The sequence below is a fragment of the Immundisolibacter sp. genome, from assembly GCF_014359565.1.
GTDB lineage: Bacteria > Pseudomonadota > Gammaproteobacteria > Immundisolibacterales > Immundisolibacteraceae > Immundisolibacter.
On record NZ_JACIZD010000003.1, the window covers coordinates 116,558 to 142,744 of the forward strand.

General features: G+C 67.3%; 22 protein-coding genes and 1 CRISPR repeat array. Of the genes, 11 read left to right on the plus strand and 11 right to left on the minus strand.

Translation table 11 applies throughout. From position 1 onward, the window contains the following. Positions 1–79: 79 nt before the first annotated feature. From H5U26_RS06560 to H5U26_RS06570, 3 genes are all read left to right on the plus strand, one after another. Positions 80–754 (plus strand): class I SAM-dependent methyltransferase, encoded by a 675-nt coding sequence (locus H5U26_RS06560; RefSeq protein WP_366055902.1) that lies wholly within the window; start codon positions 80–82, stop codon positions 752–754. Positions 755–921: 167 nt separating this feature from the next. Continuing rightward, positions 922–1,524, plus strand: coding sequence for a LemA family protein (locus H5U26_RS06565; RefSeq protein WP_290617870.1), 603 nt, complete (start codon positions 922–924; stop codon positions 1,522–1,524). A gap of 8 nt (positions 1,525–1,532) precedes the next feature. After that, positions 1,533–3,350, plus strand: coding sequence for a M48 family metallopeptidase (locus tag H5U26_RS06570; protein ID WP_290617872.1), 1,818 nt, complete (start codon positions 1,533–1,535; stop codon positions 3,348–3,350). A gap of 132 nt (positions 3,351–3,482) precedes the next feature. On the opposite strand, the gene H5U26_RS06575 is transcribed toward H5U26_RS06570, so the two are convergent. From H5U26_RS06575 to H5U26_RS06585, 3 genes are all read right to left on the minus strand, one after another. Beyond that, positions 3,483–4,442: a dihydrodipicolinate synthase family protein gene (locus tag H5U26_RS06575; RefSeq protein WP_290617874.1), complete on the minus strand. Its 960-nt coding sequence runs from the start codon at positions 4,440–4,442 to the stop codon at positions 3,483–3,485. Between the two features lie 215 nt (positions 4,443–4,657). Then, positions 4,658–5,572: an NAD(P)-dependent oxidoreductase gene (locus H5U26_RS06580; RefSeq protein WP_290617876.1), complete on the minus strand. Its 915-nt coding sequence runs from the start codon at positions 5,570–5,572 to the stop codon at positions 4,658–4,660. Positions 5,573–5,582: 10 nt separating this feature from the next. Beyond that, a complete protein-coding gene (locus H5U26_RS06585) occupies positions 5,583–6,005 on the minus strand; it encodes a cupin domain-containing protein (protein ID WP_290617878.1) in 423 nt (140 codons plus the stop codon). Between the two features lie 103 nt (positions 6,006–6,108). Between H5U26_RS06585 and H5U26_RS06590 the strand changes: the two genes are divergently transcribed. Then, positions 6,109–7,110, plus strand: coding sequence for a TauD/TfdA family dioxygenase (locus H5U26_RS06590; RefSeq protein WP_290617880.1), 1,002 nt, complete (start codon positions 6,109–6,111; stop codon positions 7,108–7,110). A gap of 54 nt (positions 7,111–7,164) precedes the next feature. On the opposite strand, the gene H5U26_RS06595 is transcribed toward H5U26_RS06590, so the two are convergent. From H5U26_RS06595 to H5U26_RS06605, 3 genes are read right to left on the minus strand one after another with little or no spacing between them, the layout of a single operon-like run. Then, positions 7,165–8,097: a zinc metalloprotease HtpX gene (locus H5U26_RS06595; RefSeq protein WP_290617882.1), complete on the minus strand. Its 933-nt coding sequence runs from the start codon at positions 8,095–8,097 to the stop codon at positions 7,165–7,167. Between the two features lie 14 nt (positions 8,098–8,111). Further along, positions 8,112–8,888, minus strand: coding sequence for an enoyl-CoA hydratase/isomerase family protein (locus H5U26_RS06600; RefSeq protein WP_290617887.1), 777 nt, complete (start codon positions 8,886–8,888; stop codon positions 8,112–8,114). A gap of 5 nt (positions 8,889–8,893) precedes the next feature. Next, complete coding sequence (locus H5U26_RS06605; RefSeq protein ID WP_290617892.1) at positions 8,894–9,382, minus strand: GFA family protein; 489 nt, start codon at positions 9,380–9,382, stop codon at positions 8,894–8,896. Between the two features lie 298 nt (positions 9,383–9,680). On the opposite strand from H5U26_RS06605, the gene H5U26_RS06610 reads away from it, so the two are divergent. Genes H5U26_RS06610 through csb2 form a run of 4 tightly spaced genes read left to right on the plus strand, consistent with a single transcriptional unit; the run spans position 9,681 to position 18,025 of the window. Beyond that, a complete protein-coding gene (locus tag H5U26_RS06610) occupies positions 9,681–13,130 on the plus strand; it encodes a Fic family protein (protein WP_290617894.1) in 3,450 nt (1,149 codons plus the stop codon). 2 nt (positions 13,131–13,132) lie between these two features. Beyond that, entirely contained in the window at positions 13,133–15,349 is a 2,217-nt protein-coding gene (gene csx17, locus H5U26_RS06615; RefSeq protein ID WP_290617896.1) for a type I-U CRISPR-associated protein Csx17, read from the plus strand. Continuing rightward, complete coding sequence (gene cas7u, locus H5U26_RS06620; RefSeq protein WP_290617898.1) at positions 15,346–16,413, plus strand: type I-U CRISPR-associated RAMP protein Csb1/Cas7u; 1,068 nt, start codon at positions 15,346–15,348, stop codon at positions 16,411–16,413. The genes csx17 and cas7u overlap by 4 nt, the downstream gene beginning before the upstream one ends. A 4-nt stretch (positions 16,414–16,417) precedes the next feature. Then, entirely contained in the window at positions 16,418–18,025 is a 1,608-nt protein-coding gene (gene csb2, locus H5U26_RS06625) for a type I-U CRISPR-associated protein Csb2 (RefSeq protein WP_290617900.1), read from the plus strand. 74 nt (positions 18,026–18,099) lie between these two features. On the opposite strand, the gene H5U26_RS06630 is transcribed toward csb2, so the two are convergent. Together H5U26_RS06630 and H5U26_RS06635 are read right to left on the minus strand one after the other, a co-directional pair. Beyond that, positions 18,100–18,468: a PIN domain-containing protein gene (locus H5U26_RS06630; RefSeq protein WP_290617902.1), complete on the minus strand. Its 369-nt coding sequence runs from the start codon at positions 18,466–18,468 to the stop codon at positions 18,100–18,102. After that, positions 18,465–18,710 (minus strand): ribbon-helix-helix protein, CopG family, encoded by a 246-nt coding sequence (locus H5U26_RS06635; protein ID WP_290617904.1) that lies wholly within the window; start codon positions 18,708–18,710, stop codon positions 18,465–18,467. Before H5U26_RS06635 ends, H5U26_RS06630 begins: the two co-directional genes overlap by 4 nt. Before the next feature lie 232 nt (positions 18,711–18,942). Here H5U26_RS06635 and cas1 point away from each other — a divergent pair, with 232 nt between their 5' ends. The 3 genes from cas1 (at position 18,943) to cysQ (ending at position 24,625) form a co-directional block, all read left to right on the plus strand. After that, positions 18,943–20,574 (plus strand): CRISPR-associated endonuclease Cas1, encoded by a 1,632-nt coding sequence (cas1, locus tag H5U26_RS06640; RefSeq protein ID WP_366055909.1) that lies wholly within the window; start codon positions 18,943–18,945, stop codon positions 20,572–20,574. Then, positions 20,574–20,864, plus strand: a complete 291-nt coding sequence (cas2, locus tag H5U26_RS06645) for a CRISPR-associated endonuclease Cas2 (RefSeq protein WP_290617908.1) — start codon at positions 20,574–20,576, stop codon at positions 20,862–20,864. Before cas1 ends, cas2 begins: the two co-directional genes overlap by 1 nt. A gap of 226 nt (positions 20,865–21,090) precedes the next feature. After that, positions 21,091–23,446: a CRISPR direct-repeat array (repeat unit 36 nt; unit sequence GTTTTCCGGGGCTGAATGCCCCGGCCTCATTGAAGC). A 369-nt stretch (positions 23,447–23,815) separates the two neighbouring features. Continuing rightward, positions 23,816–24,625, plus strand: a complete 810-nt coding sequence (gene cysQ, locus H5U26_RS06650; protein WP_290617910.1) for a 3'(2'),5'-bisphosphate nucleotidase CysQ — start codon at positions 23,816–23,818, stop codon at positions 24,623–24,625. A 60-nt stretch (positions 24,626–24,685) separates the two neighbouring features. Here cysQ and flgN read toward each other — a convergent pair whose 3' ends face one another. From flgN to flgA, 3 genes are all read right to left on the minus strand, one after another. Beyond that, positions 24,686–25,066 (minus strand): flagellar export chaperone FlgN, encoded by a 381-nt coding sequence (gene flgN / locus H5U26_RS06655; RefSeq protein WP_290617912.1) that lies wholly within the window; start codon positions 25,064–25,066, stop codon positions 24,686–24,688. A 4-nt stretch (positions 25,067–25,070) separates the two neighbouring features. Then, on the minus strand, positions 25,071–25,370 hold the full coding sequence (gene flgM, locus H5U26_RS06660; protein WP_290617914.1) for a flagellar biosynthesis anti-sigma factor FlgM: 300 nt from the start codon (positions 25,368–25,370) through the stop codon (positions 25,071–25,073). Between the two features lie 81 nt (positions 25,371–25,451). Then, complete coding sequence (gene flgA / locus H5U26_RS06665) at positions 25,452–26,162, minus strand: flagellar basal body P-ring formation chaperone FlgA (RefSeq protein ID WP_290617916.1); 711 nt, start codon at positions 26,160–26,162, stop codon at positions 25,452–25,454. Between the last annotated feature and the right edge of the window lie 25 nt (positions 26,163–26,187).

Below are 26,187 nucleotides of genomic sequence, written 5' to 3' on the forward strand. Positions count from 1 at the left end.
CATTCAGGGGCGGCCTTAAGGCTTGCTTAAGCCCCGGCTGCGTAGATTGGCGGCACGCTCCCACCACCCCGCCACAAAAATGACCGCCGCCGTGCCAACCAAGCCACCGTTCTCGGACAAGTATGACCTCGCCCTGGCGCAGGCCTATCAGGAAAAACACCACCGCGGCCTGCGCCGTCGACTGACCACCTGGCGTGAAACCCAACTGGCCGGCCGGGCCCTGAAGCTGGCCGGCAATCCGGAATCGGTGCTCGACATGCCCTGCGGGGCGGGCCGCTTCTGGCCCATGCTGGCCAGTCACCCGACCCGTCGCCTGTTGGCCGGGGACGTCAGTCCGGCCATGCTGCAGATCGCCGCCGGCGCCGCCGAGCCGGCCGTGCTGGCGCGCTTCGAGGTGCTCGCGCAGATGGACGCCTTTGCCTTGGACTTGCCCGATGAGGCCGTGGAGCACGTGCTGTGCATGCGGCTGCTGCACCACATCGCGACCGCCGAAGATCGGTTGCGGATTCTTCGCGAGCTGCACCGGGTGGCGCGCCGCGGCGTGACCGTCAGCCTGTGGGTGGACGGCAACCTGCAGGCCCGTCGCCGGATGCGGCAGGATGCGCGCACCACGCGCGCCGACGGCTATCGCCGGGTGACCAAGCGCGCCGTCATCGAGGCCGAATTGGCCGAGGCCGGCTTCGTGATTCGTCGCCGCCTGGATGTGTTGCCGGGCCTGTCGATGCTGCGCCTGTACGTGCTCGACAAGGTCTGAGCGCATCGCGCGCAATGCGCTCACAGCCGGCTCTGCGCCTGACGCGGACTCGGGCCGCCCATCGCGCCGGCGTGGCCGGCGCCTGAAATTCCCCTCGTTGCTACAGTCGCGGCGCCGGCGGCCGATCACCTGTCGGTATCGGTCGTTCATCCGGGGAGTAATCGCGCATGGCCCGTCTGCTGGGTTTTCTGCTCATTGTTGTGGCGCTGCTGCTGGTCGGATTCTTTCTGATCTACAACCGGCTGGTGACGCTGCGCAACCGCTACCGCAACGCCCACGCGCAGATCGACGTGCAGCTGCTGCGCCGTCACGATCTGGTGCCGAATCTGGTCGAGACGGCCCGCGCCTATCTGCAGCACGAGCGCGCCACGCTGGAGGCGGTGATCGCCGCCCGCGGCGCGGCGGTCGACGCCAGCCAGCGGGCCGCGGCGCAGCCGGACAGTGCCGCGGCGATGGCCGCACTCGGCCAGGCCGAGGCGGCGCTGGGTGGCGCGCTCGGCCGGCTGATGGCGGTGGTGGAGCAGTACCCGGACCTGAAGGCCGACGCCACCATGGCGCGCCTGAGTGAGGAACTGGCGTCCACCGAGAACCGCCTCGCTTTCGCCCGCCAGGCCTACAACGACGCGGTGATGACCTACAACACGGCGCTGGAGGTGTTTCCGAACGTGCTGGTGGCCGGCAGCATGGGCTTTCGGGCGGCCGGCTTCTTCGAACTGGACGACACCGCCGTGCGCGCGCTGCCGCAGGTCAGCTTCCAGGCCGGCCGCTAGCCGACGGCATGGATTTTTTTGCCTACCAGCAGCAGGCGCGCCGCTACAGCGCCCTGCTGCTGGTGCTGTTCACGCTGGCCGTGCTGGGCCTGGTGCTGGCGCTGAACCTGCTGGTGGGCTGGCTGGTGGTGCTCGGCGACCTGCGTCACGACTATCGGCATCTGGCCGACCTGCCGCCGGTCATTTACGGCTGGACCACCGCCATCACGCTGGCCCTGATCGGCGCCGGCACGCTGCGCCGGCTGTGGGAACTGAGCGCCGGCGGTCCGGTGGTGGCGCGCCTGGCCGGTGCCCGCTGGGTGGCGCCGGACGCGACCGACGAGCAACGCCGGCGCCTGCTGAACGTGGCCGAGGAGATCGCCGTGGCCAGCGGCCTTGCCATGCCGCGCATCTACCTGATGCAGGACGAGCCGGGCATCAACGCCTTCGCCGCCGGCCGCGGCCCGGCCGATGCGGTGATCGCGGTCACCCGCGGCTGCCTGGAGCGCCTGGATCGCGACCAGCTGCAGGGCGTTCTGGCGCATGAGTTCAGCCACCTGCTGCACGGCGACGGGCGCCTGAACATGCGCCTGCTCGGCCTGCTGCACGGTCTCACCGCGCCCGGGGCGCTCGGGCTGTGGCTGGTGCATTCGGCCACGCCGTCGCTGAGCAGTCGCGGCCGCCTTGCCCGCGGCGGTTTCCCGGGCCAGCTGCTGGTGGGCGGCCTGCTGGCGGCGGTCGGCTACCTGGGCGTGTTTCTGGCACGGCTGATCCGCGCTGCCGTGTCGCGCCAGCGCGAACACCTGGCCGACGCCGCGGCGGTGCAGTTCACGCGCAATCCGCGCGGCCTGGCCGGCGCGCTGCGCCGGGTGCGCGACGAGGCCGACGGCGCAGCGCTGCGCTCCCGCCAGGCGGAAGCCTTCAGCCACATGCTGTTCGCCACGCCACACCGCACCTGGTTCAGCGCCCTGCTGGCGACCCATCCGCCGCTCGATGAACGCATCGCCCGCATCTACCCGTTGTTCGAGCGGCGCAGCAACCGGGAGCAGGCTCTGGACAACAGCCCCTCACCGGCGCTTGAGCCCGTCACCGTGCCGGCGGCCTCGCTGGCCGGCCGGGTCGGTGAAATCGACCTCGCCAGCCTGGGCTACGCGGCGTCGCTGATTGGCGCCATACCGCCGCCGCTGCGCCAGGCCACGCAGACCGGTACCGGCGCAACGGCCTTGCTGTGCGGCCTGTTGGCCGACCAGGACGAAACGCGCGCGCCGGCCCGGTCGGCCGTGCTGGGACCGGCCGTGGCAGTCTTCGCCGATCAGCTTGGAGCGGCCGCGCGCCGTCTGGGGCCGCGCTTTCGTCTGCCGCTGGTCGATCTGGCGCTGCCGGCCTTGCTGGCGCAGCCGCCGGCATGGCGCCGGAAACTTGTCGATGACCTGCAGGCGCTGGCCGGCGGCGCATCCGGCAACTGGCCGCTGCTGGCCTTGCTGCGCCACCACCTGCTGCCATCGGCGCACACCGGGCGCAGTTCGCAGCCCGAGCCGGACGATGTCCGGGTGGTGCTGCGCACGCTGGCCGACTGCGCCAGCGACGGTGCGCCGGACGCCTACGCCGCCGCCTGCGCGCAGCTCCACCTGCCGGCCCTGCCGATGACGCTCGCGCAATCCGCTTTCGACGGCGCGCTGCAGCGTCTGGCGGGCGCGCCATTGATGCAGCGCCTGCGGCTGCTGTCGGCCTGCGCGCTGGCAGTGAGCCACGACGGCGTGGTGGAAGTCGCGGAGCTGGAACTGCTGCGCGCCATCGGCGCGGCGCTGGACTGTCCGTTACCGCCAGTGGTCGGGAAGGCCGCCTGAGGCGCTGCTGTTTAGCCGGGGAGTGGGGCTCCGCACCTGCGCACGGTTCGCGGCGAGGGCGCCGCTCCCACAGCCCACAGCCCACAGTCCAGTCCCTGTGGGAGGCCCGCCCTCGGGCCGAATGCCCTCGTCTCAGCCGTACTTGCTGCGCAGCGCCTTCCAGCGGCGGCCGCATTCACGGGCGCCCTGGTCGATGTACTCGGGAATCACGTGATACGGCGGGCGGATCGGGCCGGCCTTGCAATAGCCGGCCTCGTCGAAGCGGATTTTTTCGAGCTGGATGTTGTAGGACGCGAACTCGGCCATGCCGCCCGGCGGAAAGAAGGTCTGCATGGTGTAAGCGATGTCGGTGTCGATGGCCTTGGCACGGGTCCAGTCGCCGGCGGCGATGGCATCGCGCAGCGCCAGCGCCGGCTCCGGCCCCATGCTGGCCTCGGTGGCCCAGAAGGCAATGTTGTATTCCGGCTCGATACGCGCCATGGCATAGGCGCCCGCGATGTGCGGCAGGAAGCGGATCTTGCCCTGCGTCATGCCGATCAGGACGCTGATCATCGGGTCCGGGCCGTGCTTGGTGCAGATCACGGTCGGCGCGCGGCGCGCCACCTGCGCCCAGAACGGCGGCGGGAAGTTGAAGCGAAACGCGCCCGGATTGTCGTAGGCCATGATCGCCAACTGCGGGAAGGCCTGCGACATGTCGGCATAGAACTGCACAGCCATGTCCAGCGTGCACGGCTGCCACATGGGCAGGCCCAGCATGGTGCCGTCGGCGCCCAGGTCCTGGATGAAGCGGTTGCGGCGCACGATCTCGTGCGTGCCCAGTGCGGTGGTGCCCACGAACAGCGGCACGCGCCTGCGGACCGTTTCGATCACGCAGGCGGCGGCCTGTTCCCATTCGTCGTTGGTCAGCGTGGCGCACTCGCCGGTGGTGCCCATGGCCACCAGACCGTTGACGCCGCTTTGCACCAGCGCCTCGGTCAGGCGCGCCAGTTCGTCCAGGTCCACCGTGTCGGTGGCGTCCCAACGCTCGGCGCCGGGTTTGGACGGTGTGGGCGTGATGGCGTACAGGCCCTTGATGTCGTTCACGCTGAGCATGGCTTGGTCCTCCTGTGATTCACGAATCTTTCAGTCAGGCATTCGGCCCGAGGGCGGGCCTCCCACAGGGATTGGACTGTGGGAGCGGCGCCCTCGCCGAGAATCTTTCAGTCAGGCATTCGGCCCGGGGCGGGCCTCCCACATGGACTGGACTGTGGGAGCGGCGCCCTCGCCGCGAATCGCCCGGCCCATCGTTGGTCCGGGGCATTTGGCTGTCACCCCTCCAGCAGCGTGCCGTCCAGCCGCACGCCGGCCCATTTCTGCATCACGTCGACCTGGCGCAGGATGTCGGCGCCGTAGCCCTGCTCGCGCACGAACAGCTCGAACAGATGAAAGATGTGGTCGGTGACCAGCGCCGGCACGTCCGAGCGGCGCGCAAACTCCGACATGTGCCGCAGGTCCTTGGTCATCAGGCCGAGCTGGAAGCCGCCTTCGACGCCGGGCGTCAGGGCGAAATCCGGATGACGGCAGAAAAAGTTCATGCCGGTGCCCTTGTCCAGCACCTGGGCGGCCATTTTCACGTCGATGCCGTGCTTGGCGGCGATCAGCAGACCCTCGATGGCCGCCACGCCGGCTGCCGAGCTGACCATGTTGTTGACCATCTTCACGATCTGGCCGGCGCCCAGCGGGCCGACGTGATAGACGTAACGCGCCATGCGTTCCAGGATCGGCCGTGCCTGGGCGACGTCCGCCTCGGCGCCGCCGACGCAGAAGGTCAGTGCGCGCTTGGGCAGCGCCTTGGCGCCCCCTTCCTCGCCGGTGATGGCGGCATCGATGTAGCGCACGCCGGCTGCGGCCAGTTCAGCGGCAATCTCCCTGGTGCGCTCGGGGTAGCCGGAGGTGGTGTCGACCACCAGCAGGCCACGGGCCGCGCCTTCGAGGACGCCGTCCGGCCCCAGGCAGGCCGCGGCAACGGCTTCCGACTGCGGTAGCGACAGCAGCACCAGCGTGCTGGCCTCGGCTACCGCGCGGGCCGAGTTGTGGCCGGTTACGCCGGCGTGTTCGGCCGCGTTCGCGGTGCGTGCGCCGTCCAGGTCGTAGGCATGCACGGCAAAGCCGTCCTCGGCCAGCAGGCGCGCCATGTTGGCACCCAGACTGCCCAGACCGATGACGCCGATGTGTTGGCTCATGTCCGCCGCCTCAGTATTTGTGCACGACGCCGTCGACAACCCGCGCGTACTCGCCACCGGCCGTGGTGGTGATGGCGAAGTAGGAGAGCGGCGACTTGCCGGTGTTGCGGATGCCGTGCACCTGGTTGCGCGGAATCACCACCGTCTGCCCGGCCTTGATCGGGTACTCGGCGTAATCGGCCGAGCCGGGCTGGCCCTTCAGGTAATGGCCTTCGCCCTCGACGATCAAGAAACAGTGCGCCGAGTAGGGATGGGAGTGCGACTCGTTGGCCTGGCCGGGCAACAGGTTCCAGGACACGATGCCAAGATCCTCGCCATCGGCATACACCGGCACCACGTTGGCCTTCTCCTGCGAATACTTGGCGAACTGCAGCGGGTCGAGCGTGCCCGACGGCAGGGTCTCGGGCGTCAGCATGCCGGGCATGGGTTTCATGGCGTTTTTCCTCGGGGTGATGGGCGGGGCGGCCTGCTGGCCGGTCGGTCGTTCAGGGGCATATCATCACGGCCAGGGCGGCACCGAACAAGGGGGAGACACCATGAGCCTGCACCAACCCGTCACCGGCGCCTGCGTGTGGCGCGGCAGCGACTATCGCGACCCGACCGACTGGGTTTATACCCTGTCCGGCGAGGCACTGGCCGACATCGACCGCGCGGTGCGCCGCGTGCGCGACGGCGGCCTCAGCCTGGACGAAGTCACGCCTGAGGTATTCGACCTGCCGGCGCTGGCCGGCGACCTGCGCCACATGGCCGACATCCTGCACCGCGGTCGTGGCTTCGTGCGCCTGCAGGGCATCGACCGGGCGCGCTACAGCGACGACGAGCTGGGCATCATCCTGTGGGGCCTGGGCACCCACCTCGGGGTGGGGGTGTCGCAAAGCCAGCGCGGCGATCGCCTGGGCCACGTCCAGGATCGCGGCGAGGTCGGCCGCTACTACGGCATCGGCGGGCCGATCGAGGTGCACATGGACCCGGTCGACGTGACCGGCCTGATGTGTCTCACGCCGGCCATGGAGGGCGGCGCCACGCCGCTGATGAGCTCGTTTGCGGTGCACAACGCCATCCTGGCCGAGCGGCCGGACCTGCTCGAGGTGCTCTATCGCGGCTTTCACTACGGCAGCGAGACGGTCATCAAGAGCGACCGGCCGCCGATCACCGAACACCGCATTCCGGTGTTCAGTTTCGTGGCCGGCGAGCCGGACTGCTTTTTCCTGCCGGCGGCCATCCGCGGGCCAAACGGCGAGCCGCGCGAGGGTCTGCCCACCATCGAACAGGAGGCCATCGCCTACCTGCAGGCGGTGGCCGAGCGGCCGGAAATGAAGATCGACATGGTGATCGACCCGGCCACGGTGCAGTTCGTCAACAACCGCGTGCTGCTGCACGCGCGGGCGGACTACCGGGACTGGCCGCAGGGCGATCGCAAACGCCACCTGCTGCGCATGTGGCTGATGATGCCGGACTGGCCCAAACGCCCGCCTGAGCTACAGATGCTGCGCAGCACCGACCGTGCCGGTGGGGGTATCGCCAAGGCCGAGGCCTGAGCGGGCAGCCGCGGCGCTGATCGCAGGAGCGGCTTCAGGCGCGACGGGGCCTGTTCAATACCACACCCCTCCGGGGCGCCAGCGCGGCCGGCGCAGCACCGCCGGGCCGAGCTGACGCACCGGCTCCCAGTCCGGCACGGCGGCCGGCTGCAGGGTCTGCGCCAGCGCCTTCAGGCGTTCGATACGCGCCGGCGTGGGCGGGTGGGTGCGCAGCAGCGACGGGTCCGGCAGGCGCCGGCCGGGCAGCAGCAGCTGTTCCAGCCAGCGTCCCTGGCGCTGTTCGAGGTGCTCCAGTGCCCGCATCAGGCCCTCGGGATCGCCGGTCAGTGCCACGGCGCCGGCGTCGGCGTCGTACTCGCGGGTGCGCGACAGGGCCAGCTGCAGCAGCATGCCGAGCGCCGGCATCAGCAGCAGCAGTGCCACCGCATCCCAGTTGACGACTGCCTGCCCCAGCAGCACCAGCGGCAGGTTCAGCAGCACCAGCAGCACGCCCACGTTCGACAGCAGCGAGGTCAGGCGGCTCATCAGGTCGGCCAGGCCCATCACCAGCATGTCGTGATTGCGGATGTGGGCGATCTCGTGCGCCAGTACCGCCACCACTTCGCGCATCGGCAGGCCGCGCAGCAGCCCGGCGGTGACGGCCACCGCGGCGCCCTTTGGCGTGCCGACGGTGAACGCGTTCAGCAGTGGGCTCGGCACCAGAAACAGCGCCGGCGGCTGCGGCAGACCGGCACGTGCCGCCAGCACCTGCACCGCGCGCACCAGGCCGGGGGCCTGGTCGGCATGTATCGGCTGACCGCCATACAGGCGCAGCAGCAGCGCCGGGGCAATGCGCGGCGACAGCGCCAGCAGCACGCCGGCCAGCCCCAGCGCCCACACGGCGCCCACGGTGCCGCCCAGCAGGCCGCCGAGCAGGCCGAGCAGCGCCGCCATGCCGGCCAGCAGCGCCAGGGCCTGCAGCGTGTTGCGGGCGCGGTGCGACAGCATTCCGGCTACCGGTGTCAGCGACCCTGCCACTGCGGCGGGCGCTTCTCCAGGAACGCCGCCAGGCCTTCCTTCTTGTCCGCCGTCTCGCACAGGCCGGCCTGCGCGAACTTCTCCATGGCCAGACCCGCCGCCAGGCTGCCTTCCATGCCGGCATGCACCATCGCCTTCATGTAGCGCGGCACCAGCGGCGCGAAGCCGGCCAGGTGCTCGGCCATGCGCTGCACGGTCGCCAGCAGGTCGGCGTCGTCCACCAGGCGCGTGACCAGGCCGATGTGCAAGGCCCGCTCGGCGTCGATCGGCTCGCCCATCAGCAGCATGTCGAGCGCCCAGGCGCGGCCGACCAGGCGCGGCAGGCGCTGCGTGGCGCCGCCGCCGGGAATGATGCCGAGCTTGCCCTCCGGCGTGGCAAAGCGGGCACTGCGGCCGGCCACGCGCAGATCGCAGCCCAGCGCCACCTCCAGCCCGCCGCCGAAACAGATGCCGTTGATGGCCGCGATGGTCGGCTTCGGACACCGCTCCAGGCGCTCGGCCACGCCCTGCACGATCGGTTCCAGCGCCTTGTTCAGATCGCGGTGCACCACCTCGGCCAGGTCCGAGCCGGCGGCAAAGGCCTTGTCCCCGGCGCCGGTGATGGCCAGCACGCGCACCGCCGAATCGTCCGCCGCGGCGGCGATGGCCAGGTGCAGCTCGTCCACGGTGCCCAGCGAAATCGCGTTCAGCTTGGCCGGACGGTTGATGGTGATCAGCGCCAGCGGGCCGCGCGTTTCGTACAGCAGGTTCTCGTAACTCATCGGGGTCAGTCGGTGATCAGGCCGTGGCGGCGGTGCCAGTCGATCAGCGCCTCGTCCGGATAGTCCGGAAAGTGCCGGTCGGCCGCGGTTTCGGTCGGCACCGGCACCCAGGCCGGCTTGCTGTCCAGCATGATGTGGCAGCGCTCCGGCGGCGCCGGCAGCGGCGTGTCGATGCAGGAGGCGAACGGGTGCAGCAGCTCCGGCCAGCGCGGATCCCACACCCACAGCGCGCTGGCGCACTCGCGGCAGAAATGCCGCTCGCCGGGGCTGCGCTCGCTGCGCACCGGGTGGTCCATGAAGGCGCGATACACGCCGACGTGCTCGCGGCCCTCCACCTTCAGGCTGTCCGCCTCGGCGTGCAGGTTGATGGCGAAACCGCCGCCGCCCTGCGTCTTGCGGCAAATGGAGCAGTAGCAGTGCATGTACGGATAGGGCGCGTGGCTTTCGACCGAAAAGCGCACCGCCCCGCAGTGGCAGGAAGCTTCGAGCAGCATGGCAGGACTCCCGGCAGCAAGGGTGTCCGCACATGGTAACGGCCCGGTCGGAAGGTGGTGCGCAGGCGTAGCCAAAGAACGACAAGGGACGCGGCGGCGTGCCAAAAATATTTTTTTCCGGCCCCTTGCACAGTCTCAGGATTCAAGACACCGGCGGTTCACAATCCTGGCAGGGCGCGATCTCGGCCGCTGGTCGACCCGAATTGCAGCCCTGAAATGAATGGTATTTTGGTCAATGTAATCATCACTACCCGCAAGGGTCTGCAAAAAGGACCGCGGACGTTCTATTGGATGAGTCATGAACGAGCCAGCTACTCACCACGATCCGTCGGCTTATAACGCCTTCTTTGTCAAGGCGAGCGGCGATTCGGGGGCGCGCCCTTTTTTGCAGGCGCATCCTTGGCAGGGTGAGCTTGGGCAAGGCGGCGCGTGTTGCGACCGTCTTATTCGCATTCCCACGGGGTTTGGCAAAACACTGGGTGTGCTGGTCGCGTGGTTGTGGCACCGCGTGGCGCGTGGTGACGACGCCTGGCCAATGCGGCTGGTGTGGTGTTTGCCGATGCGAGTTCTTGTCGAGCAAACCGAGGCGGAGGTTCGGGATGTTTTGCGACGTCTGGATCGGTTGTGGGACCAGCGGGGTAACCACGACAGCAAGGTCGGCGTGCATTTGCTCATGGGTGGCGCCATAGCGGGCGACTGGCATCTTTACCCGGAGCACCCGGCAGTGCTGATCGGCACCCAGGACATGTTGTTGTCGCGGGCGCTGAACCGCGGTTACGGAGTACCGCGTGCGCGCTGGCCCATGGAATTCGGTCTGCTCAATCAGGATTGCCTGTGGGTGATGGACGAGGTGCAGCTCATGGATGTGGGCCTGGCCACGTCCGGGCAGTTGCAGGCGTTTCGGCGTGACGATGCTCAGACCGGGAAGGGCATCCGCCCGTGCCGGACCTGGTGGATGAGTGCCACCTTGCAGCCGTCCTGGTTGAAGGCCAGCCCGGAAATGACGGCGCTGGGTGCAGACCTGGAACGCGGGCAGACCCGCATTGCGCCCGCCCAGCGCGTCGGTCCGCTGTGGGACGATGTCCAGAAGCCCTGTCGGTTACTTGCGCTGCCAGATGGCGCCGTGCTGGCAAGACGCGTCGCTGCTGCGCATATCGAACACGACTGCGGTCGTAAAGGTCCCACCGTCGTGGTGGTCAACACCGTCAAGACGGCAGTCGAGGTCCACGCCCATCTCAAGCGCGACACTGCCCTGGCGGGCATTGAACTGAGGCTGGTGCACAGTCGCTTCCGGGGCGCCGAACGCGCGGCGTGGCGCGAGGAGTTTCTGAACCGCACAGCGTGCGCACCCGGTACGGACCGCATCATCGTCGCCACGCAGGTCATCGAGGCCGGCGTGGATATGTCTGCTGGCCTGCTGTTTACCGAACTCGCGCCTTGGGCCAGCCTCGTGCAGCGCTTCGGCCGGGCGGCTCGGTGGGGCGGAACAGCGCTAGTGGAGGTTATCGACTTCCAGCCGGTCAACGATAAGGCGGCCTTGCCTTACACGCTGGCCGAACTGGACGCCGCGCGTTCTGCGCTGTCGCGGCTCGACTCCGTCGCACCGCGCGACCTGGAGACCTTCGAGGAAACAAACCCGCAATTGCTCGAAAGCCTTTATCCATATGCCCCACGTCATCTGCTGCTGAGGCACGAGCTCGACGAGCTGTTCGACACCACACCCGACCTGAGCGGCGCGGATGTAGATATTTCGCGTTTCATCCGGTCCGGAGAGGAGCGCGACCTTCAGGTTTTCTGGGTCGATATCGATCCGGACACCGCCCCGGATGCCATGCTGCGGCCATCACGCGACGCGCTGTGTGCTGTGCCGTTCCTGGCAGCCCGAGACTGGCTGTGCGGTAAGGAAACCAGCACCAAGAAAGCCCCGCGCCTGGCGGAGAAGAAACGTGCCTGGGTCTGGAGTTATCTGGACGGCGAGTGGCGGCGTGCGGAACGCAAGGACCTGTATCCCGGTCAGACGGTGCTGGTTGCGGCAGATACCGCCGGCTACCAGCCAGACGTCGGCTGGTCGCCCGCCAGCACTGCGCCGGTTCCTCCGGTGGCGATGGTTGCGCCCAGTCCGGAAGAACAGGCCGACTCCAGCGAAGACGATGAAGCGCTGAGCGCTGGCATTCGCTGGCAGACCATCGCCGTACATGGCGCGCAGGTCGGGAATACAGCGGCTGACGCGGCGCAGTCGCTTGGCCTGGACCTTCCCTCGCTGTTGCAGCTTGCCGGCCGCTGGCACGACGCTGGCAAGGCCCTGCCGCCATTCCAGAACTCCATGTGCAGCGCCAGCCGCCCGGCCCGCACCGATCTGGCCAAGGCGCCGAAGGATGCGTGGCTAGCCCCGCACCAGCTTTACCCGGACCCGCCCCATGCCCGCCGCCGTGGCCTGCGGCACGAACTCGCCAGCACGCTGGCCCTGTTCGCCGTGCTGATGCGCCATCAGCCAGACCACCCGGCGTTGCTCGGCCCCTGGCGTGGCCTGCTGGACGCCGCCGGGATTCAGGCGGCGCCGGTTTCAGTCGCCGCTGATTCGCCCAATTCCCTCGAGCAGGAAATACTGGACCTGAACGCCGATGACTTCGACCTGCTGGCCTATCTGGTGTGCAGCCATCACGGCAAGGTACGCATGGCCTGGCACGCGTCCCCGGCAGACCAGCAGGCCGCTGACCGCACGCTGCGCATTTGTGGCGTGCGCGATGGCGAGGTTCTTCCCTCCCTGCCGCTGGCCACCGCCGACGGCCAGTATCTGAACCTGCCCGCCAGCGAACTGCGCCTGGATGCATCTGCCGCCGGCCTGAATCCGCGCACCGGCCGTGGCTGGACCGAACGAGTACTCAATCTGCTGAACCGCCACGGTCCCTTTGCGCTGGCGTATCTGGAGGCATTACTGCGCGCTGCCGACCAGCGCGCCTCACGCAATCCCGTTGGCGATCCCCTGTTGGAGGCAGACAATGCAGCCCATGGACTTGGAACAAGTCATCGAGAACTGGCGCAGATTGTCGGCGGCGGAACGCCGCCTTCGGCATCTGCGCGCGATCCCGCGTCACGTGGCGAACTCCATGGCGATGGAGAACGAGCCGGTGAGCGAGCAACTCATCCGCGATCAGTTGAAGCATCGGATTCCAGCACTCGACGAATCGTCACCTCCCTCGGCGAACTGAGTTACGCCGATCTGGCGCCGCATTTGGCAGAGCGCATTGGTCTGCTGGAAGCCGACATTGCCGACCGCCTGTACGGTGCCCGGCCGCTAGACGAATCGCTGCTCCTCGACTTCCATCGGCGCCTGTGTGGCGATCTGGTGCCGGATATTGCTGGTCGTTGGCGCAGTACCGAGGTGCAGGTCGGCGCGCACCTGCCACCACCGGCATGGCAAGTGCCAATGCAAATGCGCGAGTTTTGCGCCGATCTGGCCGCACGCGTCGCACACGCCCCCAGCTGGAGCGCGGATGTGCTGCTGGAGCTGCTGGTGTTCGCAGAAGGCCGTCTGCTGCACATCCATCCTTTCGCCGATTTCAACGGTCGGCTTACGCGTTTGTTCCTGCTCGAATTGTTGTATCGGCTTGAACTTCCCATCGTCGACACCGCCGTTTCGAGCGAGGCGGAGCGGCAGGAGTACTTCGCCGCCTTGCGTGCTTACGATGCAGACGATCCGGCCCCACTCACCGCTGTCTGGCGCCATCGCTTTGAGCAGGAGGTTTGACCATGATCCTGCACCGACTCGACGGCTGCGCGCCCGTGCCGCTGGCGCATTACCTAAAGGCGCTGGGCATCCTGCGGCTGGTAGCCGAACAACTCGACCCCGAGGCGCGCGGCTGGTGGGAGGGTGAGCGTTTTTTTCTGGCCAGTCACAGCGACGAGGAAGAACTGCTGGCCTTCTTCCTGAACCGCTATGCACCAACGGCAATTGTGTCTCCGTGGAACAAGGGATCGGGATTTTTCTACATCAACGATCCGGGACTCGCTCCTGTAGAAGCTTCGGTTGCGCCTCGCCTGGCCCGTATCCGCGAGGGGATCGGCGCAGCTCGAAGAATGCTCGACGCGATGAGCGCGGCTGACCAGCGCGTTCGGGCGATCAAGGAAGAAGTCAAGGACAAATCGCTCAGCAGGATCGAGCGCGAACAACTCAAAAAATCCGAGGATTACCGCAAACGCCTGGCCGATGCCGAGCGCCAAGTCAAACAGATTAAAACCAATCTGATGCCCGACTTGCGGCGGGAATGGCGCGGGTCGCACCGAGAGTGGATGGACGCCGCACTGGTGCTCGACGAGGTCGGCACAGCGCGTTTTCCAGCATTGCTGGGGACGGGCGGCAACGATGGCCGCCTGGATTTCACCAACAACTACCTACAACGGCTTGGAGCGCTGTTTGATCTGTCGGCAGCGGGCGCGCCGGCCCGCCCCGAAGCGGTTGAATCACTGCGCGAGGCGCTGTTCGGTGCTGTTGGGCGCAGCCGGACGTCCGGCGCCGGGGCTGGGCAGTTCGATCCCGGCGGTAATACAAACGCCTGGGATTTCATTCTCATGCTCGAAGGCGCGGTGATGTTCACAGCCGCAAGCACGCGGCGATTGAATACTCAGGGGGCCTCACGCGCCGCCGCGCCGTTCGCCATTTCGGCTCATGCGGCGGGGTACGCCAGCGCGTCTGATAGCGACGAAAGCGCCCGCGGCGAGCAATGGATGCCGCTATGGTCCCAGCCGATGACCTTTGTCGAACTGCATCGGTTGCTGGCCGAAGGCCGGGCCCAGCTTGATGCTCAGACGGCAACCGAGCCGCTTGATCTTGCGCGGGCGGTCGCGCGTCTGGGCGTGGCGCGCGGCATTCACGCCTTCCAGCGCTATGGGTACATCGAGCGCAACGGCCAGTCCAATCTCGCCGTCCCCCTCGGCCGCTTCGTCGTGCCCGAGTATGCTGCGCCCACGCTGGCGTGCCTTGACGATCTCGATGCGTGGTTGCCGCGTTTGCGCCGCGAAGCGCGCCGTAAGGGGGTGCCGGCCCGGTTTACGCAGGCGGAGCGCCGGCTGGCCGATGTGCTGTTTGCCCTCACGCAACATCCGAACGAGCCGACGCGCTGGCAGACGGTGCTGCTTCGGCTGTCGGACATCGAGGCGCTTCAGGTGCATGGCATCGGGATCAACGCGGGGCCGATTCCGCGCTTGCGCCCCCAGTGGGCGCACGTGGCGGACGACGGTAGCCCGGAACTGCGTCTGGCGCTGGCGTTTGCCCTGCAATGTGCCGATGCGCGAGCGTCGAAGCGCGATGGCGTACGTCGGCACTGGCTTACCTTGGATAAAGGCCGTTTCCGCACCAGTGGCACCGGCAGCGCACAGCGGTTAGCACCGGAAACCGACCGCGTCATGCAGGGCCGCAGTGGCGCCGATGACGCCCTCGCGCTGTTGTCGCGGCGAATGGTCGAGGCCGCTGCGCACGGCGAGCGCCGTTTGCCGCTGGAACCGGGTTTTGGCATCGCGGCCAGCCGCCACGACCTCGCGCGCCTGATTGCAGGCGAAGTGGACCTAGATCGCTGCTTGAGTTTGGCGCGTGCCCTGATGGCGCTTGATGGCCGAGATTGCGCGGCACACCCGCCGCGTCTTGCAGCGCCGCCCGCCGACTGGCCAGACGATGCTTGGCTCACGATTCGCCTGGCCCTGCTGCCGTGGCCGCTGCCGGACGGCCGTCATGCTGGCGCGGACCCGGCCATCCTGCGGCGGCTGCAGGCGGGCGACGCCTCCGCGGCGGTCGGGCTGGCTATCCGTCGTCTGCGCGCGGCCGGCATTGCCAGCAACGTGCGCGCCGCCGCCACCGCGCCGGAGTTGGCGCGCCGCTATGCCGCAGCGCTGGCATTCCCGATTAGCCGCGATACAGCGGTCCGATTTGCTCACCGCCTCGCGCCTATTTTCGACCAGGAGAACGCCGCATGAACCTCGACCTTTCCCCGCTTGCCCATACCTCACGTCTGCTGTTTGAGATTCCGCTACGGCCCTTGCAAGGCCAGCGTTTTCAGCCCACCGGATTTCCGGGACTCGGTGCCGCCACCTTTCAGACCGCCGGCGGCTTGAGCCTGCTGGTGGAAAGCGCGCAGAGCATGGCCAATCGGCTGGAGCTGACTGGCTGGGATGAAGAAAAAAGCGATCTTAAACAAGAACTGCAAGGGTTGTCGCACGTGAGCGTCGTTCGCGGCGCAGGAAGTACTTCAAGAGATCGGGAGAACTCGGCAACTAAAGAGTTCCTCACCGACAGTGTCACCGAGGCGCATCGATTAAACAGCCCGTACATCATGTTCGGAAAGGTCAATGGTCAGCTATTTTTTGACGAACTTGGCGAGCGGCTAAATGCTTTTGAAGTCGGCCCACTTCCAAGCAGGAAGCAAATTGCTGAGCACTTGATTCATTGGGATATCGGGACGCTTTTGCACGGCGTGTTTCTTTCTGCGAAAAAGGGTAAGGACAAAACATTGGCCGGCGGCCGTCTGCGGCTCGCTCGCGCGTTGTCCGCCTTCATCGAAGCCGACGAGGCGCGCCCCGCGGCGTCTGGCGGGGTCAAGAACGATCACGTAAATCCCAGCGGCGACACCAAGGCCGGGTTTGGCAATGTGCCATTTGCCCGGGACGAGTTCACTGCCGACCGCATCACGCTGTACGTCAACCTCGATCTGGGCCAGATCCGCGGGTACGGTCTAGGCGCGGACGTAGAGCGACTTCTGACGCTTTTGGCCCTGTACAAGCTGCGCGTGCTGGTGGACGGCTCGCTGCGCCTGCGCACCGCGTGCGACCTGGAACCGGCCACCGATCGGATCGAGGCCCGTCGCCCGGCATCGTTTCTGTTGCCGGACGCGTCCGCTCTGGCCGAGGCCCTGCAGCCCGCCATCGCAGCCTGCCGGGCGCTGATGACCGTCACCGAAGTTCGCTTTGATGACGATCTCAAGAAGGCCAAGGACAGCGAGAAAGCCGAAGCCGACGACGACCAGGAAACCGACGGGGAGTGATCCCATGCCGACCTTGTGGATTCGTTTCCCCGGCCGGCGTTACCACGCCACGCCATGGGGCCATCATGTCAATGAAGGCTTGGTTGAATGGCCGCCTTCGCCGTGGCGCTTGCTGCGCGCCCTGATTGCCACTGGCTACGCCAAACTGCACTGGTCCACCGACGGCCCGCCCTCGATCGCCCGCACCCTGATCGAAAAGCTTGCCAGCACGGCGCCAAGGTATCGATTGCCCCCGGCGGTCGGCGCCCATAGCCGCCACTATATGCCGCTGGCTCGCTTCAAGAACGGGCGCGAAGACACCACCCTGGTGTTCGATACCTGGGCGCAGGTGGACGACGGTGAACTTGGCGTGCAGTGGGCTGTGGCGCTGGCGAATGACGAACGGGCGTTGCTAGCCGAACTGGCGCAGGCGCTCGGCTATCTCGGGCGCTCCGAAAGCTGGGTGGAAGCCGTGCTCGCGGATACTGACAACGCCGATGGTTTTGACGTGTTTGTCGGCGAAGCCCGCGATTGTCCGGGGCCTGGCTGGGAGCAGATAGCTCTGCTCGCGCCCCAATCGGCCGAGGATTACGTGCGGTGGCGAGCGCAGGCACTGGCCGATGCCCAGGCCCGCGCGGGTATCGATCCCGGCAAAGCCCGGCAACCGGCCGCGGAAAAGAAAAAAATGGCGGCGCTAGAACAGACGCTGCCACCGGACCTCATTGCCTGCTTGCAGGTGGATACCGCCTGGCTGCACCGGCTGGGCTGGAGCCAGCCGCCCGGCAGTCGCAAGCTGTTTTACTGGCGGCGCAGCGAGAGTCTGGTGCCGGCAGCCCCGAAGCCGCGCTTCCGGACCAGTCGCAGTGCGCCCGTGTCGTGCATGCTGCTTGCCTTGAACCACGGTAGCGGCAACCACGGTGCTCTGCCGCGCTTGGAACGTGCGCTACCGCAAGGTGAGTTGCTCCACCGCAGCTTGGTGGCTCAGGCTAGCCGTCTGGCGGGGCACTCGGTGGTGCTCAGCGGCTGCGATGAGCAACGCAAACCGCTCGCTACGCCGCACCAGCACGCCCACCTGATCCACCTGGACCTGGATGGTGACGGCCGTCTCGACCACGTGCTGATTTGGGCGCCGATGGGCCTGGATGACGCGGCACAGGCAGCGGTGCGCGCCACCCGGCGCAGCTACACCAAAGGCACGGGGGCGTTGCATCTGGCCTTGGCAGGAAGTGGGGACTGGATCGATCTTGCCAGCTTGCCGGACCCGTTTGGCCCGCGCCTGCGCGCCTTGGCAGGCAATGACACCGAAGGCGCAAACCACTGGCGCTCGCTGACACCATTCGTGCCGCCGCGCCATTTGAAGGTACGTGGCCGCAATAGCTTGGTTGGACAAATCAATGCCGAGCTCGCCAGTCGCGGCATGCCTGACGCACTTTCGGTCTGTGTTTTTGATCCCCACACTGACGACGAAGCCCGTCAGGCGCGCCATTTCAAACGCGTGCGCAGACACGGGGCGCCGCCGGCGCAGGATGTCGGCTTCGTGTTGGAGCTGGGGTTCGCTGATCCGGTTCGGGGACCCATCGTGCTGGGCTATGGCTGTCACTACGGCCTGGGCGTATTCGGCGCGGTCAAATGAGCGCCGTGCTCGGTGTTCGAGCCCCCAATGGTCCGGCGGTTCGGCGAGCCGAGGAATCGCCACACGGCCCAACCTCACACCCCATACGGCACCACCACCTCCAACCCGGCGCCGCTGCGAAAGTCGCGCGTGTTGCGCGTGACCAGCGCCAGGCCGTGGTGCATCGCCAGCGCCGCCTGGAAGGCATCGGGCAGTTTCCAGCGTTCGCTGCGGCGCAGGCGGGCGGCGAGGTCCGCAATGTCCAGCGTGATCGGCAGCGTGGGGAACAGGTCCAGCAGCTCGCGCGCCAGCGCCGTGTGCGTGTCGTCAAAGCCGGCCAGCACTTCGGCGCGGGTGATCACCGATACCGCGCAATCGGCGCCGTGTGCCGACAGGTATCGGGTCGCCGGCTCGATGCCGTTCAGGTGGTCGATGACGATCACCGAGTCCAGCAGCCGTGTCACGCGTCGTCGTTCCACTCGCCCCGCAGGCGCTGCTGCCAGGCCAGTCCATCCCCGTGTCGCCACAGGCCCGCGGTACGCGCCAGCACTTCCTCCAGCGCCGGTCGGGCCTGGCTTTGTTCGCGCAGGCGGTAGCTGTGCACCGCCTGGCGCACCAGTTCGGTCATCGGCAGCTTGCGCCGGCGCGCCTCCTGGTCCAGCCAGGCCTTGTCGTCGGGATCCAGATTGACCAGTGTTTTTGGCATATGGCGAAGATATCCCTAATGATCAGAAAAGATATCGGTTGGTCCATTGTCGGCCAGATTGAAGGGCGTTTCCAGGCGTCGACCGGGCGCCCCCACCGATAAGCCAAGCGACCAGGCAGGCTGCCAGAGGAGGACGAGCTTGGACACCTACGATCCGCCCAACGACCGCCAGCCCGAGCTGCTGCTGCCATTCCCGGAGCTGTCCGGCGACCAGCCGCTGCTGCCGGCGCGCATGGTCAACGAATACCAGTACTGCCCGCGCCTGGCGTATCTGGAATGGGTGCAGGGCGAGTGGGCCGAATCGGTGGACACGGTCGACGGCCGCTACCGGCACCGGCGGGTGGACAAGCCTTCGGGCGATCTGCCGGACCCGGGCGATTCGCCGCCCATGGAGCCGCAGCACGCGCGCTCCATCACCCTGTCATCCAACCGCCTGGGGCTGATTGCCCGCATGGACGTGGTGGAGGCCGACGGCACCGTCGCCACACCGGTGGATTACAAGCGCGGCAAGCGCCCGCACGTGGCCCGCGGCGCGTACGACCCGGAGCGCGTGCAGCTGTGCGTGCAGGGCATGATCCTGGAAGAACACGGTTTCGAGGTGCCCGAAGGCGCGCTGTACTTTGCGCAGAGCAAGGAGCGCGTGCGCGTGGAGTTTGACGACGACCTGCGCGCGCTGACCCGCAGCGCCGTGGATGGCCTGCGCCACATCGCCGCCGGCGGGCAGATTCCGCCACCGCTGGTGGACAGCCCCAAGTGTCCGCGCTGCTCGCTGGTCGGCATCTGCCTGCCGGACGAGGTGAACTTTCTGGCGCGCATGGCGTTGCCGCCCCGGCCACTGGCCGTGCCGCACGACGAAGCCATGCCGCTGTACGTCCAGGCGCGCGGCGCCAAGGTGACCAAGAGCGGCGAAACGCTGGAAGTGCACGTGGAAGATCAAAAAGTCGCCACCGCGCGTCTTGGCGAGACTTCGCAGGTGGTACTGCAAGGCAGCGTCTATCTGACCACGCCGGCTCTGCACGAACTCATGGCGCGCGAAATTCCAGTCACCTGGCTGTCCTTCGGCGGCTGGTTTCTGGGCCACACCGTGGGCCTTGGCCACAAGAATGTGGAAATCCGCACCGCCCAGTACCGCGCCAGCTTCGACGATCGGCACTGCCTGCGCCTGGCGCGCGGCCTGGTGGTGGCCAAGATTCGCAACGCCCGCACGCTGCTGCGGCGCAACTGGAAGCGCGGTGAACTGCCCGAGCACCTGCTCGACGAGTTTCGGCGTGACGTCGAACAGGCCGACCGCGCCAGCAGCCTGCAAACCCTGCTTGGCATAGAAGGCAACGCCGCGGCACGTTATTTCCGCAATTTTCGGGAAATGCTGGGCGACGGGGACGGCGTCAGCGCCAGCTTCGACTTCGAAAAGCGCAATCGCAGGCCGCCGGCCGATCCGGTCAACGCGCTGCTGTCCTACGCCTACAGCCTGCTCACGCGTGCCGTCACGGTGGCCTTGACGGCTGTGGGGTTCGATGCCTACCGCGGCTTTTACCACCAGCCGCGCTACGGGCGGCCAGCCTTGGCGCTCGATCTCATGGAACCATTCCGGCCGTTGATTGCGGATTCCAGCGTCATCATGGCCATCAACAACGCCGAACTGCGCCCAAGCGATTTTTTGAGCGTGGCAGGCTCGGTGTCGTTGACCAGTGATGGGCGCAAGCGCTTCATTGCCGGCTTCGAGCGCCGCCTGATGCAGGAAGTCACGCATCCGCTGTTCGGATACCGGGTGAGCTACCGCCGGTTGCTCGAACTTCAGGCCCGCCTGCTCGCACGGCACTTGCTGGGCGAAATACCCGAATACCCCAACTTCATAACCCGCTGATGGACGAACACCTTTACATCGTCACCTACGACATCGCCGACGATAAGCGTTGGCGGTCCGTGTTCAAGATCATGAAGGGCTACGGGGAATGGCTGCAGCTTTCCGTGTTCCAGTGTCGCTTGTCGGCACGGCGCCACGCCGAGCTGATCGAGCTGCTCACCGGCGCCATCAACAACCGGCACGATCATGTGCTATTGGTGGACATCGGCCCGGCCGAGCGGGTCACGCCGCGGGTGGTGAGCCTGGGTAAGAATTTTGAAGCGGTGGCAAAGGTGCCCGTCATCGTCTAGGAACTAGGCTGGATGGATGGAGCAAGTTGCCCCAGCCACGCGAGCGCTGCCCTGGTGCATTACGGACCGGCCAGCGCTCGCGCGGTATAGCTCTTTGAAAATTTGGAAAAAAATGGACCGACAAGGCAAAATCTCTCGGCCAGGTGGGCGTCGCAGGCACCGGCACACCAGACCGCTCGCGCGGACCTCTTGCAAACCGCAACCAGTAAGACGCTCAGAAGGGCCTGTTTTCCGGGGCTGAATGCCCCGGCCTCATTGAAGCCAGCCGGCGTCGATGCCTTCCGGGACGTCGGGGAATAGTTTTCCGGGGCTGAATGCCCCGGCCTCATTGAAGCGCGGTCAGCAGTGCAATTACCGCCGTCAGCGGCGCGTTTTCCGGGGCTGAATGCCCCGGCCTCATTGAAGCTCCAGCGCGCCGCCGCCCTGGTTAATCAGCACCGCCAGTTTTCCGGGGCTGAATGCCCCGGCCTCATTGAAGCGGGATGATCGCCTTGCCAACCCTGCGGCTCAGTTCCGTTTTCCGGGGCTGAATGCCCCGGCCTCATTGAAGCCACCCCTTTGGCAGCGCCCACCCCGTCACCGGCGAAGTTTTCCGGGGCTGAATGCCCCGGCCTCATTGAAGCCCATCCCTGCGGTGGTACTTGCTGTGCCTACGGGTGTTTTCCGGGGCTGAATGCCCCGGCCTCATTGAAGCGTCAACCGCGCGCGGCGCATCTTCGATGGCCAGGACAAGTTTTCCGGGGCTGAATGCCCCGGCCTCATTGAAGCCTGAACCGCTCCGGCTGGCGCAGCACGCCCGGTTGTGTTTTCCGGGGCTGAATGCCCCGGCCTCATTGAAGCGACTCCTTGCGCCTCGCGCGCGCATCCGCAGCCGCCTGTTTTCCGGGGCTGAATGCCCCGGCCTCATTGAAGCATCAAGTACGGACCCAGCCCTGGGGCGGTGTTCGTGCGTTTTCCGGGGCTGAATGCCCCGGCCTCATTGAAGCTCGTCGCCCGTCTTGCCTTCTTCCATCGCGTCAAAGGTTTTCCGGGGCTGAATGCCCCGGCCTCATTGAAGCCGGTATCCGATGAGACTTGGCATCAGCGCACCCCAGAGTTTTCCGGGGCTGAATGCCCCGGCCTCATTGAAGCCGGGGGCGCTCGGTGTTGGCGCGCACGCCGCGGCAGTTTTCCGGGGCTGAATGCCCCGGCCTCATTGAAGCTGGGATGCGTTTCTGAATTCGCCTTTTGCGAACGATGAGGTTTTCCGGGGCTGAATGCCCCGGCCTCATTGAAGCCCAGCGTCTGGCGGGCCTGCTGCATTGAGTAGATCGTTTTCCGGGGCTGAATGCCCCGGCCTCATTGAAGCCGCAGGCGGTTGGCGTCGGCGGCCTCGTAGTAGGCCAGGTTTTCCGGGGCTGAATGCCCCGGCCTCATTGAAGCCAGGCCGCGATGCGCCGCCCTGAGCCTCGGCGCGACGTTTTCCGGGGCTGAATGCCCCGGCCTCATTGAAGCCCACCTGCCCTGTCCGCACTGTGGCGCGCTGCAGCGGTTTGTTTTCCGGGGCTGAATGCCCCGGCCTCATTGAAGCTGCGGCCTACTCCCTTATGGATGAAGAGGGAGTGGTGTTTTCCGGGGCTGAATGCCCCGGCCTCATTGAAGCGTGTGCGAGTACGCGCTGCGGCGGGTGGCGCACCGGCGTTTTCCGGGGCTGAATGCCCCGGCCTCATTGAAGCGGCAATCTGGACGTGCGCGAGATAAAGAACCAGGCGGTTTTCCGGGGCTGAATGCCCCGGCCTCATTGAAGCGGCGGGCGCATGCGCCAGCGCACTTCGCCGCTGGGTTTTCCGGGGCTGAATGCCCCGGCCTCATTGAAGCGCGTCCCGCGGCGGCGTGTGGACCACCACCGCCGCGTTTTCCGGGGCTGAATGCCCCGGCCTCATTGAAGCCCAAGGTCGATCACGGCATCCGCCATTTCCCACAAGTCGTTTTCCGGGGCTGAATGCCCCGGCCTCATTGAAGCAAGCAGCCCGGCGACGTGATCACCTGGACCAATGGCGTTTTCCGGGGCTGAATGCCCCGGCCTCATTGAAGCCCCAAACATAGTGGACATCCGTAGCATCGTGGATAAGAGGTTTTCCGGGGCTGAATGCCCCGGCCTCATTGAAGCAACTTCTTCCCCTCGCCACCGGCCGTGGTTGCGCGGTTTTCCGGGGCTGAATGCCCCGGCCTCATTGAAGCATTGGTTCGGGTGCGCGTTATAACCGCATCGTCTGGTTTTCCGGGGCTGAATGCCCCGGCCTCATTGAAGCAACGACCTGCATCAGCTCGAATGCCGCCACGTGGTGGTTTTCTGGGGGCATTCCGCCCCGGCCTCATTGAAGCTGATATGCCTTGCCAGACCAATGTGCGGACTTCGCGGTTTTCCGTGGCATTCAGCCCCGGCCTCATTGAAGCGCCTGTCCGTACTTGCTAGACATGACGTTGCCGCTGGCGTTTTCCGGGGCATCCAGCCCCGGCCTCATTGAAGCGAGGCGTACCACGGCCTGTGCTCAACCCGCACCGGCGTTTTCCGGGGTATTCAGCCCCGGCCTCGGCGTAGGGGCGATGCATGCATCGCCCCTACGTTGCCAACGCTTTGGCGTTCATCCGCTGCCTCCACCTTCATCGGGAACGGTTTGGGATGGGCGGCGTAACGTCGTCAACGCTTTGGCAGTCGTGTGGCGCCTCAGGCCGCGGTGCGACTGGGGCGATGCATGCATCGCCCCTACGTCGTCAACGCGGTTTTCCGGAGGCTTCGGCCCTGGCCTCACCGGCGGTGACGTGATGTCATCCGCTGCCGCGTTCGGCCGCTGGCGGCGGTGGTGCGTTTGTGTGCGCCTGCGCGGTGGGGACGCGGTATGCCGCTGGGAATTCACTGGGCTGGCCTTCTGGCGGACAATTCAGGCCTGAAAACTCAGCAGGACTTACCCATGGTTTCTGGCGTTGACCTCGCTGGCCTGTTGCCGGCCGTGATCGAGATTGCCCACCGCGCTGCCGGCGCCATCCTGGAGGTCTACGACGGCGAGTTCACGGTCGAGCACAAGGACGACCGCTCGCCGCTGACGGCTGCGGACCGGGCGGCGCACGGTGTGATCGTGGCCGCGCTGGAGGCGCTCACGCCGCAGTGGCCGGTGTTGTCCGAGGAGTCGGTGGCCATTCCGTATGCGCAGCGCCGGGCCTGGCAGCGCTACTGGCTGGTCGATCCGCTGGACGGCACGCGCGAGTTCGTGAAGCGCAACGGCGAGTTCACGGTCAACATTGCGCTCATCGACGCCGGCCGGCCGGTGCTGGGGGTGGTGCAGGTGCCGGTGCGCGGTGAGGTGTATGCGGCGGCCGAGGGGGCAGGGGCCTATCACGTGTCGGCCACCGGCGAGCGGCGTGCACTGCACGTGAGTACCTACCGCGGCGGGCCGCTGCGGGTGGTGGCCAGTCGCTCACATGCCAGCCCGGAATTGGCGCAGCTTCTCGATGCGCTGCCCGGACACCGGATCGTGTCGATCGGCAGTTCGCTCAAGATTTGCCTGGTGGCGGCCGGGGAGGCGGATTTCTATCCCCGCCACGGGCCGACCAGCGAGTGGGACACGGCGGCGGCGCAGTGCGTGCTGGAGCAGGCCGGCGGGCAGTTGACGGATTTCGGCTTGCAGCCGCTGCGCTACAACAAGGAATCGCTGCTGAACGTGCCGTTTCTGGCGTTTGGCGCTGGCGAGCGGCCCTGGCAGGCGGCGCTCGAGAACGGGTAAACCCGGCGCCCGGAACCGGTCGCATGGCCTGAACGCCCCGCGGGGCGTGCGGCTGCGGTCTCAGACGCTGGCGATGTGCCGGCCGCCCGGGGTGGCCTGGGTCTGGCCGCGGGCGCCGTATACCGTAGGGCCGGCATCGTTGCCGGACAGCACGCGCATGGCGCGCGTGAGCATGCTCTGCTGCAGGTGCAGCAGCTCGCCGTTGCGCCGGTTCAGGTCATGGCAACGCCGCGCCAGTGCGGCCGTCGGGGCCGGCAGGCTGGCGTCCCCGACGGCCGGCAGGCCAAGGCTGGCGAGGGTGCCGGTCAGAGCGCGTTTGCGTTCGGCAATGCTGACTACTGCTGCCGCGTCTGCCTGGCGCAGGGCGGCGTATTCCTGTTCCAGCAGGCCGACCAGGGTGCCCAGCAGGTCGTGGCCGGTCGGGGCCGCAGGCGTTGGCACGGGCTTATCCAAGGGCCGCGCGATCCTGCGCGAGCAGGCCATCGGCGATGGCCTGCGAGTCGACCCGGTAGCTGCCGTTGGCGATGGCGTCGCGCAGCGCCGCCACGCGCACGCTGTCAACGACCGGCGTGGCGGCGACCGCTGCCTGCAGGTCCTGCAGCTGACGGGCGCCGTCGGTCAGGTCGACGCTGTCGCCGGCGGCAGGCTGCGGCGCCGCCGACGCTTTGCCTGCGGCCAGCTGGCGGGCGGGCGCGGCGTCGGTCTTGTGAATGTCTGCGGTGGCTGAGGTGGGCCCGATTTCCATCATTTTGACTCCGGCTGAAACGCTACGGATGCGTTGGATGTCCGCTTATCGTCGGGGCCGTCAGGAACTTTAGCAACGCCGTCAAAATTCCACCGTGACCCGCCCGTCGCCGGTCACGGTGCCGTGAACGACGCGTTTGGAGCTCAGGTTCTCGACGGCGATCCGCTCGCCGGCACCGCCGCTGGCCATCGCCCGGCCGTTGGCGTGGATGACGAAGCTGTCGCTTTGCAGCTGCATCAGCACCGGATCGCCCCGGCGCACCAGCACTGGCGCCTGCAGCAGCGAGGGTGCGAGTCGTTCGCCACTGGCGATGCTGCGGCGCAGGGCCTGGCCCAGCGCCGCGGACTCGTCGAGCAGGTACTGGCCGTTGAGCGCGCCCAGTTCCAGCGTCTGCCGGCGCAGGTCGCCGGCCTGCACGCGGTGGCCGCGCGGCAGCGGCCTTGCCGCCACCAGCACGTCGCCCTTGGCCTGCACGCTGACCGGCAGGTGCACCGCCCATCCGGCCGCGCCCGGGCAGGCCACCCGCACCACGGCCCGGCCGGGCAGCCGCGTCTGGCCGGTCAGATTGGCCGCCAGAGGGGCCGGACAGTCGGCCAGGCGCAGGCGCGGGTCGGGGTTGGTGACCGTTGCCGTCGGATTATTGACGCCGGCCTCGCGGGCGGCCGCCAGTGCCGCGCCGCGTGCGGCATCCACCAGGGTGTTCGGCGCCTGCACGGCCGACGCGCTGGCGCTGCAGAGCAGCAGGACGAGCGCCAGCGGGCGCGTGGCTTTGCGGATGTCTGGGCGCTGCATGGCGGTATCTCCGTGAGTGGCCGGC

What these genes read in the sequence shown, in the direction of transcription:
- H5U26_RS06560 (WP_366055902.1), top strand. Translation starts at nt 80, where the DNA reads ATGACCGCCGCCGTGCCAACCAAGCCACCGTTCTCGGACAAGTATGAC.
- H5U26_RS06565 (WP_290617870.1), top strand. Translation starts at nt 922, where the DNA reads ATGGCCCGTCTGCTGGGTTTTCTGCTCATTGTTGTGGCGCTGCTGCTG.
- H5U26_RS06570 (WP_290617872.1), top strand. Translation starts at nt 1,533, where the DNA reads ATGGATTTTTTTGCCTACCAGCAGCAGGCGCGCCGCTACAGCGCCCTG.
- H5U26_RS06575 (WP_290617874.1), bottom strand. Translation starts at nt 4,442, where the DNA reads ATGCTCAGCGTGAACGACATCAAGGGCCTGTACGCCATCACGCCCACA.
- H5U26_RS06580 (WP_290617876.1), bottom strand. Translation starts at nt 5,572, where the DNA reads ATGAGCCAACACATCGGCGTCATCGGTCTGGGCAGTCTGGGTGCCAAC.
- H5U26_RS06585 (WP_290617878.1), bottom strand. Translation starts at nt 6,005, where the DNA reads ATGAAACCCATGCCCGGCATGCTGACGCCCGAGACCCTGCCGTCGGGC.
- H5U26_RS06590 (WP_290617880.1), top strand. Translation starts at nt 6,109, where the DNA reads ATGAGCCTGCACCAACCCGTCACCGGCGCCTGCGTGTGGCGCGGCAGC.
- H5U26_RS06595 (WP_290617882.1), bottom strand. Translation starts at nt 8,097, where the DNA reads ATGCTGTCGCACCGCGCCCGCAACACGCTGCAGGCCCTGGCGCTGCTG.
- H5U26_RS06600 (WP_290617887.1), bottom strand. Translation starts at nt 8,888, where the DNA reads ATGAGTTACGAGAACCTGCTGTACGAAACGCGCGGCCCGCTGGCGCTG.
- H5U26_RS06605 (WP_290617892.1), bottom strand. Translation starts at nt 9,382, where the DNA reads ATGCTGCTCGAAGCTTCCTGCCACTGCGGGGCGGTGCGCTTTTCGGTC.
- H5U26_RS06610 (WP_290617894.1), top strand. Translation starts at nt 9,681, where the DNA reads ATGAACGAGCCAGCTACTCACCACGATCCGTCGGCTTATAACGCCTTC.
- csx17 (WP_290617896.1), top strand. Translation starts at nt 13,133, where the DNA reads ATGATCCTGCACCGACTCGACGGCTGCGCGCCCGTGCCGCTGGCGCAT.
- cas7u (WP_290617898.1), top strand. Translation starts at nt 15,346, where the DNA reads ATGAACCTCGACCTTTCCCCGCTTGCCCATACCTCACGTCTGCTGTTT.
- csb2 (WP_290617900.1), top strand. Translation starts at nt 16,418, where the DNA reads ATGCCGACCTTGTGGATTCGTTTCCCCGGCCGGCGTTACCACGCCACG.
- H5U26_RS06635 (WP_290617904.1), bottom strand. Translation starts at nt 18,710, where the DNA reads ATGCCAAAAACACTGGTCAATCTGGATCCCGACGACAAGGCCTGGCTG.
- cas1 (WP_366055909.1), top strand. Translation starts at nt 18,943, where the DNA reads ATGGTCAACGAATACCAGTACTGCCCGCGCCTGGCGTATCTGGAATGG.
- cas2 (WP_290617908.1), top strand. Translation starts at nt 20,574, where the DNA reads ATGGACGAACACCTTTACATCGTCACCTACGACATCGCCGACGATAAG.
- cysQ (WP_290617910.1), top strand. Translation starts at nt 23,816, where the DNA reads ATGGTTTCTGGCGTTGACCTCGCTGGCCTGTTGCCGGCCGTGATCGAG.
- flgM (WP_290617914.1), bottom strand. Translation starts at nt 25,370, where the DNA reads ATGGAAATCGGGCCCACCTCAGCCACCGCAGACATTCACAAGACCGAC.
- flgA (WP_290617916.1), bottom strand. Translation starts at nt 26,162, where the DNA reads ATGCAGCGCCCAGACATCCGCAAAGCCACGCGCCCGCTGGCGCTCGTC.